Source organism: Thermoflexus hugenholtzii, from assembly GCF_018771565.1.
In the GTDB taxonomy this organism is placed as follows: Bacteria; Chloroflexota; Anaerolineae; order Thermoflexales; family Thermoflexaceae; genus Thermoflexus; species Thermoflexus hugenholtzii_A.
The window spans coordinates 2,406,831-2,420,106 of sequence record NZ_CP076326.1 but is presented as its reverse complement, the minus strand read 5'-3'; the positions used below and the strand labels follow the sequence as shown (position 1 = coordinate 2,420,106).

Genomic DNA, 13,276 nt, shown 5'->3' with positions numbered 1-13,276 from the left:
CCATGCCGGCTTACGGGGTGGATTTGCGCGCAATCTCTACTATCTTAGCGTCCCTTCCCGGGCGCTGCCACATCCGGGCGGTCGGAGGCCTGCGGCGCAAACGGGTAAGGAACGAGGCGACGGCCCCCGCCCTCCGTCCGCGCTCCCCATGGCGGGGATGGGGATCCGGCTTACACTGGCATGAGGGGATGGAGAGCGCGGAACGAGGGAGGGAAGCGTGGGGGAGGTTCCCCTGCGGCTGGCCCTGGGCCTGGTGCTGAGCTTCGGGATCGGCGGGGTGGCCTATCGGCTGGAAGCCCTGGATCGCAGCGGATGGCTGGGCGCCGTCCTGGTGGGCACAGCGGTGTTCGGCTTCGGGGGCTGGCCGTGGGCCTTCCTGGTGCTCGTCTTTTTCATCTCTTCCTCCGCCCTCACCCATTATCGAGCAGGCCGGAAGGCGGGGGTGGCGCGGGAGTTCGCCAAAGGGGGGCGCCGGGATCTGGGCCAGGCCCTGGCCAACGGCGGCGTCGGCGCCCTCCTCGCGCTGCTCTGGGCGCTTTCCCCTCACCCGGCCCTCTGGTGGGCCTTCGCCGGGAGCCTCGCCGCGGTCACCGCGGACACCTGGGCCACCGAAATCGGGCTGCTCAGCCCCCGGCCGCCCCGACGGATCCGGGACGGTCGGCCGGTTCCACCCGGCACCTCCGGGGCGATCTCTCCGGAAGGGACGGCCGCGGCGGGGATCGGAGCGCTGGGGATCGGGCTCCTCGCCCTGCTGGGAAGCCCGGTTGGGGGATCCATAGGGGATGCGCTCCTCGTGGGCATGGCCGGTCTCCTCGCCGCTCTGTTCGACAGCCTGCTGGGGGCCACGGTCCAGGGGATCTACTGGTGCGATCGCTGCGGCAAGGAGACCGAGCGCCCGGTGCACGGCTGCGGTCAGCGAACCCGATGGTTGCGGGGGTGGCCGTGGCTGACCAACGATGGGGTGAACGCCCTGGCCGCCCTGGCCGGCGCCCTCCTGGCCGGGATCGGGGCGGCGTGGATCGGCTGAGGCGGCCCGGATCGCTCGCTCGGCTCGCTCTTCTATCATATATTGAAGGGAATGGTTCCGCACGCGGGGGAGCGATCTCCGCGTGGGAGGCGGGAGATGTCGGAGGGGGAGACGCTGTTCTGCGCCTTTCATCCGAACGTTCCCACGACCCTGCGGTGCAACCGCTGCGGGCGGCCGATCTGCGTCCGTTGCGCGGTGCAGACGCCGGTGGGCTATCGTTGCCGGGAGTGCGTGGCCGGTCAGCAGGCTCTCTTCTTCAACGCCCGCCCGCTGGATTACGGGATCGCGGCCGCGGCCGCCCTGGTCCTCGGCCTGATCGCCGCCCCGCTGGTCGCCGCCCTGGGCTTCTGGGTCATCTTCATCGGGCCGCTGGTCGGCAGCCTGACGGCGGAGGCGGTGCACCGCCTGATCGGACGGCGCCGCGGGCGCTGGATCTGGCTGGTGGCCAGCGGCGGGCTGGCCGCCGGCCTGCTCCTGTGGCGCCTGCCTCTCTGGCTGGCCTCTCCGTTTCTCCTCACACGCGCCCTCTGGGATGGCGTGTATCTGGCCATGGCCATCAGCACGGTGATCGGTTACCTGCGGTTCTGGCGGTAAGGCTTCGGGGCGGAGGATGGGATGCTGGTGGAGCTTCACGTGCGGGATTTCGCCATCATCGATGAGGTGATGTTGCGGCTGGAGCCGGGCCTGAACGTCCTCACCGGGGAGACGGGGGCGGGCAAGTCCCTCCTGGTCGACGCGGTGGCGGTGCTGGTGGGGGGCCGGGCGGACGTGGAGATGATCCGTGCCGGGGCGGAGCGAGCCCTCATCGAAGGCCTCTTCCAGGTCAATGAGGCGACCGCCGCGCTGCTGGCCCCCATCCTGGACGAATACGGGTTGCGGGAGGAGGAAGCAACTTCGGAGCTGGTCCTGAGCCGGGAGATCCGGCAGGGCGGGCGCCACGTGGCTCGGGTGAACGGGCGGCTGGTGCCCCTGCATGTGCTGAAGGAGATCGGCCAGGTCCTGGTGGACATCCACGGGCAGACGGAGCACCTCTCGCTGCTGCGGGCCCGGGAGCAGCTGGAGCTCCTGGATCGCTACGCAGGGGTGGGCGAGCTGCGGGCCGCCCTGGCGGAGCGGGTGGCCCGCTGGCGCGCGGTGCGCCGCGAGATCGAACAGCTGCGTCAGGATGAGCGGGAGAAGGCGCGGCGCATGGACCTGCTGCGGTTCCAGATTGAGGAGATCGAGGCCGCGCGGCTGCGGGAGGGGGAGGAGGAGGCGCTGCTCCAGGAGCGCAACCGCCTGGCCAACGCCGAGCAGCTGGCCCATCTGGCCGACGCCGTCTACCGGGCCCTCTACGAGGGAGAGGACGAAGCCCCCTCCGCCCTGGACCGCCTGAGCGAGGCCGCGCGGGCCCTGCAAGCCCTCGCCCGCATCGATCCCCTCTTCCAGCCCTATCTCGAGGCGATGGAGGGCCTGAGCGCTCAGGTGGAAGATCTCGCCCGCACGGTCCGGGATTATCGGGAGCGGATCGAGTTCAACCCGCGGCGGCTGGTTCAGATCGAGGAGCGCCTGGATCTGATCCGGCGCCTGCAGCGCAAATACGGGGACACCGTGGCGGAGATCCTGGCCTACGCCCGGCGGGCCCGGCAGGAGCTGGAGACCCTGACCCACGCGGAGGAGCGGCTGGCTGCCCTGGAGGAGGAGGCGGAGCGGTTGCTGCGGGAGATCGGCGAGCTGGGGGAGGCGCTCTCCCGGCGGCGTCAGGAGGCCGCGGACCGGCTGGCCCGGGAGGTGGAGGCCCAGCTGGCGGATCTCCGGATGGCCGGGGCGCGGTTCGCCGTGGCCCTGGAGCGGACGCCGGACGAGGAGGGGGCCTACGCGAACGGCGCGCGCTGGGCCTTCGACGCCACCGGACTGGACCGGGTGACCTTTCTCATCGCCCCCAACGTCGGCGAGGGGCTGCGGCCCCTGGCCCGCATCGCCTCGGGCGGGGAGACCTCCCGCCTGATGCTGGCCCTCAAAGTGGCCCTGGCCCGGGCGGACCCGGTGCCCACGCTGATCTTCGATGAGATCGACCAGGGGATCGGCGGCCGGGTGGGGGCCGTGGTGGGAGAGAAGCTGTGGCGCCTGGCGCGCCATCACCAGGTGCTGTGCGTGACCCATCTGCCCCAGCTGGCCGGCTTCGGGGACGCCCATTTCAAGGTCGAGAAACAGGTGGCCGGGGAGCGGACCGTCGCCCGGGTTCAGCGCCTGGAAGGGGAGGCCCGGGTGGCGGAGCTGGCCCAGATGCTGGGCGGGACCGGTCGGGCGGCGGTGCAGAGCGCCCGAGAGATCCTGGAATACGTAGCCCGCGTGAAGGCCGGGGAGGAGGCCCGGATGCTCTCCCGCCGTCGGTAAGATGCCCCCTGATCCGCGCCCTTGCCTCCTCCACGAGGGCCGCTCCCCTCCATTCGGCCCCGCGCCCCCCTCTCTCAGCCTCTCGAGGATTTGACAAGGCAGGGCTCCTCCGCTAAACTGTTTTTTGAAAAAATTTTTCAATAGCGGGGAAACCCATGGGCTGGGAGGAGCAGCTGAGCCGGGCCGGATGGCGGATCACGATGCCCCGGCGGGTGGTGATGCGGGTCCTGGAGCGGGCCGCGCGCCCCCTCTCCCCGCAGGAGATCCATGCCCGGGGGCGCCGGCTCCACCGCTCCCTGGGGCTGGTGAGCGTGTATCGGGCCCTCATGGTCCTCGAGCGGGCCGGGCTGGTGCGCCGCGTCCATCGGGAGGATCGGTGCGACGGCTACGTCCTGGCCTCGCCGGGCCACCACCATCTCCTGGTTTGCCGTCGCTGCGGCCGCGCCGTGGAGTTCCCCGGCGCGGAGGACCTGAGCGGCCTGATCGCCCAGGTGGAGCAATGGACCGGCTTCCGGGTGGAGGATCACCTGCTCCAGCTCGTTGGCCTCTGTGGGCCATGTCGGGATCTTTGATCTCAGAAGGAAAAGCGATGGCGCTTCGAGGATGGCGGGTTTTCCTGCCTGTGATGGTGTGGCTGGCGGCCTGCGCCCCGGGCGGAAGGGCGCCTTCCGCGGCTCCCGGCGCCCGTCCCCTTGCGGTGGTGGCCACCACCTCCATCGTGGGGGATGTGGTGCGCCAGATCGGCGGCGAGGGGGTTCAGGTGACGGTCCTGTTGCCCGTGGGGGCGGACCCCCACGCCTTTGAACCCAGCCCGCAGGATGTCGCCCGGGTGGCGGAGGCCGACGTGATCTTCGCCGTCGGGGCCGGCCTGGAGGTCTTTCTGGAGCCTCTCCTGAAGAACGCGGGGGGGAAGGCCCTGCATGTGGAGCTGGCGGAAGGGATCCCGTTGCGGCCCTTCGAGGCGATCGCCGGCTCTCACCAGGAAGAGGGAGAGGGATCCGATCACGGCCACGCGCATGAAGGGCCGTGGGATCCGCACGTCTGGCTGGATCCCCTCAACGTGATCATCTGGACCCACACCATTGAGGCGACGCTGAGCCGGCTGGATCCGGCGCGGTCGGATCGATATCGCCGCAACGCGGAGGCCTATCGGGCGCAGCTGCGGGAGCTGGACGCATGGATCCGGGAGCAGGTGGCGCAGATCCCGCCGGAGAACCGCAAGCTGGTCACGGAGCACCAGGTCTTCGGATACTTCGCCCACCGCTACGGCTTCGAGCAGGTGGGGACGATCCTCCCGGGGGTCACCACCACCGCCCAGCCCTCCCCCCAGGAGCTGGCCGCCCTGGAGGAGGCCATCCGGGCCCTGGGCGTGAAGGCCATCTTCGTCAGCAGCACGGTGGACCCCATCCTGGCCCGGCGGGTGGCGGAGGACACCGGGACGCGCCTGGTGCGGCTCTATGTGGACTCCCTGGGCGAGCCGGGGAGCGAGGCGGATTCTTACATCGGGATGATGCGCACCAACGTCCGTCGCATCGTCGAGGCGTTGCGCTGAGCCGGCTGGCATTCCCCGGATGGAGGGAGCGATGGCGCTGGCGAACCTGTGGCGGAAGGTCACCCGGCCGGGATGGGAGGCGTGGCATTCCCCCGGCCTGCCCATCCTGGAGGTCTCCGGGGTTTCCATGCGCTATGATGGCGTGGTGGCTCTGGAGGACGTCTCCTTCACGGTGGAGGCGGGCGAGCGGATCGCCATCGTAGGTCCCAACGGCGCGGGCAAGAGCACGCTGCTGAAGATCATCGCCGGAGTGCTGACCCCCACCGCCGGATCCGTGCGGATCTACGGCCACGGCCCCCGCGGCCATCTGTGCATCGCCTACATCCCACAGCGGAACCAGGTGGATTGGAACTTCCCCCTCACCGTGGCCGACGTGGTGATGATGGGGCGGGTAGGGAAGATGGGGTTGTTCCGCCATCCCGGGCCGCGGGATTGGGAGATCGTCCGCCGCGCGCTGGAGGAGGTGGGCATCGCGGAGCTGGCCGACCGTCCCATCCGGGCCCTCTCCGGGGGCCAGCAGCAGCGCATGTTCCTCGCCCGGGCCCTGGCCCAGGAGGCCGAGCTGCTGCTGATGGATGAGCCCTTCACCGGGCTGGACCTGCCCGCCCAGCAGGGGATCCTGGAGATCCTGGAGCGCCTGCGCCGGCAGGGGGTCACCGTCCTGCTCACCACCCACGATCTCGACCAGGCGGCGTCTTATTTCGATCGCGTGCTGTTGCTGAACCGACGGCGGATCGCCTTCGGCCCCCCTGAGGAGGTGTTCACCCCGCAGGCCCTGCAGGCCGCCTACGGCGGCCACCTGCGCCTGATCCGCGTGGGGGACGAGCTGATCGCGGTCGGGGATACCTGTTGCGAAGGAGGCGGAGGCGGTGGGTGAGATCCTGGGGCTCCTCCTGGACCCGTTGCGCTATGCGTTCATGGTGCGGGGCCTGATCGCGGCGGTGGTGGCGGGCGGGCTCTGCGCGCTGGTGGGCACCTATGTGGTGCTCCGCGGGATGGCCTTCTTCGGGGACGCCCTGGCCCATTCCATCCTGCCCGGCCTAGCCCTCGGCTATCTGCTCAGCGGCGGCTCCCGCGCCCACCTGTTCTGGTGGGGGCTGGGGACCGCCCTCCTGGCCGCCCTGGTCATCGGCGCCCTCAGCCGAGGAGGGCGGCTCAAAGAGGACACCGCCATCGGGATCCTGTTCGCCGGCGCCATGGCCCTGGGGGTGGTCCTGATCTCCACCTCCCGCAGCTACGCCGTGGACCTCACCCACCTCCTGTTCGGGGATGTGCTGGGGGTGGGGGAAGGGGATCTCATCCGCCTGGCGATCTTCGCCGCCCTCGTGGTCGCCCTGATCTTTTTCTTCTACAAAGAATTCTTGGTTGTCTCTTTTGATCCCGTCCTGGCGGTCACCCTTCGGCTGCCGGCTGCTTTCTTCGACCACCTGCTGCGGGTTCTGATCGCTGTCACGGTGGTGGTGGCGCTGCAGACGGTGGGCGTGGCCCTGATGGTGGCGATGCTGGTGACCCCGGCGGCGACGGCGTATCTGATGACCCGGCGGCTGCCGGCCATGATGGCCCTTGCCGTCCTTTTGGCCGTGCTGTCGGCGGTGGTGGGGCTGTATGCCTCGTATTACGCCGGCGTCGCCTCGGGGGCGGCCATCGTCCTCACCGCCACCGCGCTGTTCCTCATCGTCCGCCTGGCCCACAACGGACGGGGAGCCTCCGGATGAACCCGGGGAGGATTCGGATGGCCGGGGAGCGGATCCTGATCGTGGAAGATGAGCCCGCCGTGGCCCGCGGGCTGGAATACGCCCTGAAGAAGGAGGGCTATGAGGTCCTGTGGGCGGACACCGGGGAGAAGGCCCTGACGCTGGCCCGCCAGCGCGATCCCCATCTGATCATCCTGGACATCCGGCTCCCGGATCTCAACGGATTCGAGGTCTGCCGGCGGATGCGCGGCGAGGGCCTGCGGCAGCCCATCCTCATGCTCACGGCCCTGGACGAGGAGGTGGATCGCGTGGTGGGCCTGGAGGTGGGGGCGGACGACTATGTGGTGAAACCCTATCGGCTGCGGGAGCTGATCGCCCGGGTGCGGGCCCTGCTGCGCCGGGCCTACGGCGAGCTGGCCATGGCCGCCCCGGGGGAGCGGATCCGCTTCGGGGACATCGAGGTGGATCTGGAGCGGCTCCAGGTGACCCGGGGAGGCCGGCCTGTCCCCCTCACCCCTACCGAGTTCCGCCTCCTCCGATTCCTGGTCACCCACCCGAACCGCCCCTTCTCCCGCGAGGAGCTCCTGGAGGCCGTCTGGGGCTACGACCGCGAGGTCCTGGACGACCGCACGGTGGACGTCCACATCCGGCACCTGCGAGAGAAGCTGGAGGAGAACCCCTCCGCCCCCCGCTGGATCGTCACGGTGCGCGGGGTGGGCTATAAATTCCAGCCGTAGAAGAGGGCAGTCTCCCGGTAAGGGGGTGCGGGCAGTCGGTGTGCTTACAGGATGGGGCTTCCAGGACAGGGGAAGCACGGGCGATATCGATGGTTGCGGCTGACGTCGGTGGTGCGCAGGGCGCTGGCGGCCTGACTGGGGCGCAGTCCGAGGAGGACTCTATTCGGACGAGGCGTGTGCAGCGGAGATGATGGGTGGGGATTGTGAGGCTTGAGCATCCGTGGTAAAAACTATCATGCGGGCTTGATGAGGGAAACGTCGAAATCAGAAAACTATGTAGGCGGAAACGGGCCGGGAGGTGATTCCCATGACGGAGCGGGAGATGACGGTGGAGGCGGAAGGGGCGCTTATATTGCCTCGAGAGTTGCTGGACGAAGCCCTCCTGGGCAAACGGGTACGTCTTGTTGTGCGGAAGGGGGAGATCTCCATCCTTCCAGAAGAGCCGACTGATCCTTATCGGACGCTGGATGAACTGGCTGGATGCCTGGGGGAGGAACCTTTTGAGTTTTATGACTTCGACCTGGAAGTTGGAGGCTTTTATGAGGCTCGATGAGGTCCCTCCCGGCCCTGTCTATGTGGACACCAATGTGTGGTACATGTATCTCCGTTCCGACCGACAATATCTGACGGTTGTTCGTTCTTTCCTGGAGCGCGTCGTTAAGGGAGAGATTGTCGCCCTGGTAGGAGTTCCTGTCCTGGATGAACTGTTTTACCGCTTGCTGTTAGCACGCATTCGCGAACAGGAAGGCCAGCATCCTCTCACAGGGTTACGCCAGGATCCTGCAGGGCTGGTAAGACGTCACGCGCCGCCAATTCGCAAGGCTATTGAGATGCTACTTCGTTTGCCTAACGTGCATCTGGTCGGTGTGGAAACGGAGGATGCATATCGTTTCCTGCACCACGCCTCCCGATACGGACTGTTGCCTCGAGACGCTCTCCACGTCGCCATCATGGAGCGCCTGAACGTCCCCGCGATTGCCTCTGACGACCGGGATTTCGATCGTGTGCCGGGCATACAGCGCCACTGGATCGCCAATGCCCCTCTGCCTTAGAGGCATACGCTTCGCCTGGAGAGCCAGCATCCCCGGTTCTTCGTTATCCGCCGCCTGCGGGAGAAGCTAAGGAAAAATCCCTCCGCAAGCCCCGTCCAGGCTTCCCCCCATGGTTCAAGGCCCAATGGCAAATCCAGCCATCCTGTTAAGGAGCCTTAACGGAGGGACAACAGGGGCGCAATGCTCCGGGCGTAGCATGATCATTACGGACAGGCCTTGTGGAGAGGGAGGCGAATCGATGCGCCGGTGGGTATGGATCAGTCCGGGGGTTTTGGGAATGGCAGGGCTGATCGGCGTCGTCGTGGGGGCGCTGTTCCTGCTCGCCCGCGGAGGTGTGCTCTCCCGAGTTATGGCCGCTCCGGCTCCCGCCGCCTCTCCGATGCCGGTCCCCACTGAGTAGGGCAACTGCTTGCAGTTGCCCTACGTCTGGTCTTTGAGGAGGCACCATGCGGACGTTCGGGCGGATCCGCTCCATTCGCGGGTGGCTGATCGGAAGCTATCTGCTCCTCAGCATCGTGGCGGTGGGGATCACCGGGGTGCTGACGGTGAGCCTGCTGCGGGCGTATGGGATCCGGCAGGAGCAGGCGGTGCTGCGGGCGAACGCGGAGGCTGTGGCCCGGCAGGCCCGGATGTTCATGGAGCCGGAGCCCTGGCCGGAGGGGTTGACCCGCCTGGCCTACGCCACCGCCTTCCTGGGGAACGCCCGGGTGCGCATCCTGGACGCCCAGGGCCGGGTGCTGGCCGATTCGGGCTTCCCCACCGGCCCTGCGGGGGAGGCTTTCTGGGCCGCCCCTGCGCCCACTCCTGGCGCGGGGGGAACGGAGGTCCCTCCGTGGAGCTCCCTCTATCTGCGGGGCCGGGAGGGCTGGCCCGCCTATAGCCCCCCCGGGATGCGCTGGATGCGGATCCGCCAGTTCCGCAGTCCGTGGGGCAGCCGCTTCCACTTTGAGACGCTCCCCGGGTCCGCGGAGGCGGGAGAGGAGGTCACCGCGCCCTCGCTCCCGCTAATGGCGCGGGCGCCCATCGGGGATCCCCAGGCACCCATCGGGTATGTGGAGCTGCAGGCCGGGGTGGAGCCCAGCCTGGAGGTGATCGCCGCCACCACCCGCGCCTTCGCCCTGGCCGGCCTCGTCGCCGCCCTGCTGGCCGGGCTGCTGGGCCTGGGGGTGAGCGAGGCGCTGAGCCGCCCCATCCGGCGGCTGGCCCACGCGGCGGTGCAGATGGGCGAGGGAAACCTCCACGTCCGCGCGCCGGAGGCCGGGCCGGTGGAGCTGCGGCATCTCGCTGCCGAGCTCAACCGGATGGCCGAGCGCCTGCAGGCCAGCTTCACAGCCCTCGCCCGGGAGCGGGACGCCCTGCGTCACTTCATCGCCGACGCCTCCCATCAGCTCCGCACGCCGCTGACTGCCCTCCGCACCTTCCTGGAGCTCCTGCAGGGGCCGGCGGCGGAGGATCCGGAGGCCCGGGCCGCCTTCCTCGCCGAGAGTCAGGCTCAGGTGGATCGACTGGCCTGGATCACCCACAACCTCCTGGATCTCTCCCGTCTGGAGGCCGGCCTGATCTCCCTGGACCTCGCCCCCCATGCCCTGGAGGATGTCCTCCGGGCCGCGCTCTCCCTGTTCCGGGAAGGAGCAGCCCGGAAGGGGATCGCCCTCTCCCTCGAGCTCCCGCCGGAGCCCATCGAGGGGATCTGGGATCGGTGGCGCCTGGAGATGGCCCTGGCCAACCTGCTGGACAACGCGGTCAAGTTCACGCCACCCGGGGGGCGGATCACGGTGGGCGCCCGGCGGGAAGGGGAGCGCGTCCGCATCTGGGTGGAGGACACCGGGTCGGGGATCGATCCGGAGGACCTTCCCCATATCTTCGAGCGCTTCTATCGGGGGCGGAACGCCCCGGCGGAGGGAAGCGGTCTGGGCCTGGCCATCGTGCGCTGGATCGTGGAGGCCCATGGCGGACAGGTGGAGGTGCACAGCCAACCGGGTCAGGGCAGTCGCTTTGAGCTGATCCTCCCGCTGCGCGGCGAGAGGACGGCCTTCTGACATCCTCTACATCCGGAGGAACCCATGGGTCGACGAGGGCTTGGCTTCCTGATCCCGCTCTGGGGGATCGCGCTGGGAACCCTGCTTTACGGCGCCCTGATGGTCCTGGGGGCCCGCTTCGGCTTCCTTTATCGGAACGTGACCGGGTTCACGGCCCTGCAGCAAATCTCCCGCTGGGCCATCGGGGTGAGCGTCTTATCGGCTCTGGGGGTCGCCGCCCTCGTGGCCGGGATCGCCGCCCTCCGGCCCGCCCCGTGGCCCCGGAAGATTCTGCTGGTCCTGCCCGCCTGGTTGCTGTTCCTGACGCTCCTGGGGCTCCTGATGTTCCTCCTTCAGATCGGCACGGTGGGGCCGTTCGCTGCCCTCTGGACCGTGGGTAGCGCGGTGCTGTTGCTCATCGCGGTCACCGTCGCGGGCCTGCGGATGGAGCTCCCGTCTCGGATCCGCGGGTGGGTTCAGGCCCTGCTGGGGCTGGGAGGGATCAGCGGGCTGGTCGCAGGCCTCTCGCTCCTTCTGGCCTTCCTGCTGGCGATGGCCCGGGGGCCGGCTCCGGCCTTTGCAGGGCCTCGGGGGAGCTTCGGGCCCGGTGGGGCACCGGGCTTCCTGGGCCCTCCAGAGACCATGGGCGAAGGCGCCCGCGCCGTGCCGCCTTTCGGCGCGCCGGGGGAGCGATTCCGTGGAGAGCCGTTCGCAGGGCCCTTCCCGGGGAGGCCGCCGGAGGGGCTGGCACGGGTGCGGGTGGCTCCGTCCACGATGGCCGTCGGAGCCGGCATCCTGAGCGCCCTGGCGCTCCTCGCGCTGGGGGCGGTGGGCTGGAGCCGACGCCGATGGGGCGCCGAGGCCGCCCCCGCTGTGGAGATCGAAGGGGATCGGCCACGAGAGGGCCTTCGGGCCCTGGGCGCCGGGGCCATGCTGAGCCTGGCCGCCTTGCTGATCGCCCAGCTGATCCCGGTCCCGCGCGCCAACCCGCCGGTTCGGACGACTATCTCATGGGACTCTCCCCAGACCCAGGCCCTCTGGCAGCGGGCGTGCACGGACTGCCACAGCAACGAGACGCGCTGGCCCTGGTATACCGCGGTCGCGCCGGCCTCCTGGCTGACCGTCCTGCACGTGAGCGAGGGCCGGCAGGCCCTCAACCTCTCCGAGCTGGATCCGGCGGCGCTGTCGCCGGCCCGCAAAGCCCGCTTGGTGGAGGAGATCGCTCAGGTGATCCGTAACGGAAGCATGCCGCCGGCGGATTACCTGCTCACCCATCCGGAGGCGCGCCTCACGGATCTGGAGAAGGAGCTGCTCATTCAGGGCTTGCAGGAAACCCTCTCCCGTTAGCTCTTGGAAACGGAGGAACCGATGCGGAAAGGACGATGGGGGGTCCTCGTCTCGCTGATCCTGACCCTGGCCGTCGCCTGCGCGGGGGCTTCGACGGCCCAGTCCCCGCAGGGTCAGAACACGGTGGTCCGGGTGCGCCGGGGCACCCTGGAGGTCACCGTCAGCGGGTCCGGCAATCTTCAGCCCCACACCCTGGTGAACCTGGCCTTCCCCCAATCCGGCATCGTGCGCAAGGTTTACGTCGGGGTGGGGGACACGGTGAAAGCCGGCCAGGTGCTGGCGGAGCTGGACACGCGGGATCTGGAGCTCCAGCTGCAGAACGCTCGCATCAACCTGGAGATCGCCCGCATCCGGCTGGCCCAGGCCCAGGCGACCGCCCGGGCCCGCCCGGCCGACCTGGCGGCGGCGCAGGCGGCCCTGGCCAACGCCCAGGCCAGCCTGGAGGCCCTGAAGTCCGGCCCGGATCCCCGCGATCGGGAGATCGCCCGGCTGAACTATGAGGTGGCCAAGAACGCCCTGTGGCAGGCCCAGCTCAGCCGGGATAAGACGGCCGGCTCGCCCGGCGCTTCCTCAGTGGATCTGGAGCTGGCCCAGGCGCGGGTGGGGCAGGCGGAGCTGCAGGCCGAGGTCTCCCGCCTGCAATACGAGAAGGCCCAATCCGGACCCACGGAGCAGCAACTGAAAGCGGCCGAGGCCGCTCTGGCTCAGGCCCGGGCGAATCTGACCCGCCTGCAGGTGCAGGACCCCAGCCTGGACGTGCAGCTGGCGCAGTATCAGGTGCAGCAGGCGGAGATCGCGGTGCGCCAGCTGGAGCTGCGCCTGGAGCAGGCCCGGCTGGTGGCTCCCATCGACGGAGTGGTGACGGCGGTGAACCTGGTGGAAGGAAGCCCTGCCCCCACCGGAATGCCAGCCATCACCCTCGGGGATCTGAACCACCTGGAGGTGGTGGTGAACCTCCCTGAGGTGGACGTCGCCCAGGTGGCTCCGGGGCAGGAGGCGGTCATCATCCCCGAGGCCACGCCCGACACCCGCCTCAAGGGGAAGGTCGTCTCGGTGGCGCCGATGGGCTCCCAGATCCAGGGGGTGGTGAACTTCCCGGTGACCATCGCCCTGGAGGAGAACGCGCCGTCCGTGCGGGCGGGGATGACCGTGCAGGTCCAGATCGCCGTCGCCCGCCGGGAGAACGCGCTGCTCGTCCCGCGGCGGGCGCTGATCGCTCGGGGCGGGCAGACCTTCGTCACCGTCATGCGCGGCGACCAGACGGAGACCGTCCCGGTGCGGATCGGGATGCGTGGGGACACGATGGCGGAGGTCCTGGAGGGGCTGCAGGAGGGGGATGTCGTGGTGGTGCCGGCCGCCCAGTCGGGGGCCTCCGGCACCCGCGTCCCGGGACCCGGCTTCTTCGGCCCCGGGGTCTTCCGGTGAGCCCGTCGGCCCCTATCGACGAGGCGACTTGGCGCCCGCTTCATCCGC

14 protein-coding genes are annotated in these 13,276 nt (G+C 69.5%); all 14 read left to right on the top strand.

Features of this window, described 5'->3' with window-relative positions:
• Positions 1-217 precede the first annotated feature (217 nt).
• The 14 genes from KNN16_RS10940 to KNN16_RS10875 all read left to right on the top strand — a co-directional run bounded on the left by KNN16_RS10940 (position 218) and on the right by KNN16_RS10875 (position 13,228).
• Positions 218-1,027 (top strand): DUF92 domain-containing protein, encoded by an 810-nt coding sequence (locus KNN16_RS10940; RefSeq protein ID WP_303896920.1) that lies wholly within the window; start codon positions 218-220, stop codon positions 1,025-1,027.
• Between the two features lie 96 nt (positions 1,028-1,123).
• The gene (locus KNN16_RS10935) at positions 1,124-1,621 is read left to right on the top strand and encodes a B-box zinc finger protein (protein ID WP_303896918.1); all 498 of its coding nucleotides are present in this window, start codon (positions 1,124-1,126) and stop codon (positions 1,619-1,621) included.
• 21 nt (positions 1,622-1,642) lie between these two features.
• Entirely contained in the window at positions 1,643-3,403 is a 1,761-nt protein-coding gene (gene recN / locus KNN16_RS10930) for a DNA repair protein RecN (RefSeq protein WP_303896916.1), read from the top strand.
• A gap of 155 nt (positions 3,404-3,558) precedes the next feature.
• On the top strand, positions 3,559-3,975 hold the full coding sequence (locus tag KNN16_RS10925) for a Fur family transcriptional regulator (RefSeq protein ID WP_303896914.1): 417 nt from the start codon (positions 3,559-3,561) through the stop codon (positions 3,973-3,975).
• 17 nt (positions 3,976-3,992) lie between these two features.
• The gene (locus tag KNN16_RS10920; RefSeq protein WP_303896912.1) at positions 3,993-4,955 is read left to right on the top strand and encodes a metal ABC transporter substrate-binding protein; all 963 of its coding nucleotides are present in this window, start codon (positions 3,993-3,995) and stop codon (positions 4,953-4,955) included.
• Positions 4,956-4,986: 31 nt separating this feature from the next.
• Complete coding sequence (locus tag KNN16_RS10915; RefSeq protein ID WP_303896910.1) at positions 4,987-5,832, top strand: metal ABC transporter ATP-binding protein; 846 nt, start codon at positions 4,987-4,989, stop codon at positions 5,830-5,832.
• Positions 5,825-6,670 carry a metal ABC transporter permease gene (locus KNN16_RS10910; protein ID WP_303896908.1) on the top strand — a complete coding sequence of 282 codons (846 nt, stop codon included), beginning with the start codon at positions 5,825-5,827 and terminating at the stop codon, positions 6,668-6,670. Before KNN16_RS10915 ends, KNN16_RS10910 begins: the two co-directional genes overlap by 8 nt.
• Before the next feature lie 17 nt (positions 6,671-6,687).
• Positions 6,688-7,386: a response regulator transcription factor gene (locus KNN16_RS10905; RefSeq protein ID WP_303896906.1), complete on the top strand. Its 699-nt coding sequence runs from the start codon at positions 6,688-6,690 to the stop codon at positions 7,384-7,386.
• A gap of 307 nt (positions 7,387-7,693) precedes the next feature.
• Positions 7,694-7,939, top strand: coding sequence for a hypothetical protein (locus tag KNN16_RS10900; protein ID WP_303896904.1), 246 nt, complete (start codon positions 7,694-7,696; stop codon positions 7,937-7,939).
• Complete coding sequence (locus tag KNN16_RS10895; RefSeq protein ID WP_299287287.1) at positions 7,926-8,438, top strand: type II toxin-antitoxin system VapC family toxin; 513 nt, start codon at positions 7,926-7,928, stop codon at positions 8,436-8,438. Before KNN16_RS10900 ends, KNN16_RS10895 begins: the two co-directional genes overlap by 14 nt.
• A gap of 238 nt (positions 8,439-8,676) precedes the next feature.
• Entirely contained in the window at positions 8,677-8,838 is a 162-nt protein-coding gene (locus tag KNN16_RS10890; RefSeq protein WP_299287289.1) for a hypothetical protein, read from the top strand.
• 46 nt (positions 8,839-8,884) lie between these two features.
• Positions 8,885-10,477 carry a cell wall metabolism sensor histidine kinase WalK gene (locus tag KNN16_RS10885; RefSeq protein WP_303896902.1) on the top strand — a complete coding sequence of 531 codons (1,593 nt, stop codon included), beginning with the start codon at positions 8,885-8,887 and terminating at the stop codon, positions 10,475-10,477.
• A 24-nt stretch (positions 10,478-10,501) separates the two neighbouring features.
• The gene (locus KNN16_RS10880; protein ID WP_303896900.1) at positions 10,502-11,803 is read left to right on the top strand and encodes a heme-binding domain-containing protein; all 1,302 of its coding nucleotides are present in this window, start codon (positions 10,502-10,504) and stop codon (positions 11,801-11,803) included.
• A gap of 21 nt (positions 11,804-11,824) precedes the next feature.
• Positions 11,825-13,228, top strand: a complete 1,404-nt coding sequence (locus KNN16_RS10875) for an efflux RND transporter periplasmic adaptor subunit (protein WP_303896898.1) — start codon at positions 11,825-11,827, stop codon at positions 13,226-13,228.
• The last annotated feature ends 48 nt before the right edge of the window (positions 13,229-13,276 follow it).

Bases quoted from the DNA above. Each gene is read 5' to 3' on its own strand.
- KNN16_RS10895 (WP_299287287.1), top strand. From the start codon at position 7,926: ATGAGGCTCGATGAGGTCCCTCCCGGCCCTGTCTATGTGGACACCAAT.
- KNN16_RS10885 (WP_303896902.1), top strand. From the start codon at position 8,885: ATGCGGACGTTCGGGCGGATCCGCTCCATTCGCGGGTGGCTGATCGGA.
- recN (WP_303896916.1), top strand. From the start codon at position 1,643: ATGCTGGTGGAGCTTCACGTGCGGGATTTCGCCATCATCGATGAGGTG.
- KNN16_RS10915 (WP_303896910.1), top strand. From the start codon at position 4,987: ATGGCGCTGGCGAACCTGTGGCGGAAGGTCACCCGGCCGGGATGGGAG.
- KNN16_RS10900 (WP_303896904.1), top strand. From the start codon at position 7,694: ATGACGGAGCGGGAGATGACGGTGGAGGCGGAAGGGGCGCTTATATTG.
- KNN16_RS10920 (WP_303896912.1), top strand. From the start codon at position 3,993: ATGGCGCTTCGAGGATGGCGGGTTTTCCTGCCTGTGATGGTGTGGCTG.
- KNN16_RS10925 (WP_303896914.1), top strand. From the start codon at position 3,559: ATGGGCTGGGAGGAGCAGCTGAGCCGGGCCGGATGGCGGATCACGATG.
- KNN16_RS10935 (WP_303896918.1), top strand. From the start codon at position 1,124: ATGTCGGAGGGGGAGACGCTGTTCTGCGCCTTTCATCCGAACGTTCCC.
- KNN16_RS10875 (WP_303896898.1), top strand. From the start codon at position 11,825: ATGCGGAAAGGACGATGGGGGGTCCTCGTCTCGCTGATCCTGACCCTG.
- KNN16_RS10880 (WP_303896900.1), top strand. From the start codon at position 10,502: ATGGGTCGACGAGGGCTTGGCTTCCTGATCCCGCTCTGGGGGATCGCG.
- KNN16_RS10890 (WP_299287289.1), top strand. From the start codon at position 8,677: ATGCGCCGGTGGGTATGGATCAGTCCGGGGGTTTTGGGAATGGCAGGG.
- KNN16_RS10905 (WP_303896906.1), top strand. From the start codon at position 6,688: ATGGCCGGGGAGCGGATCCTGATCGTGGAAGATGAGCCCGCCGTGGCC.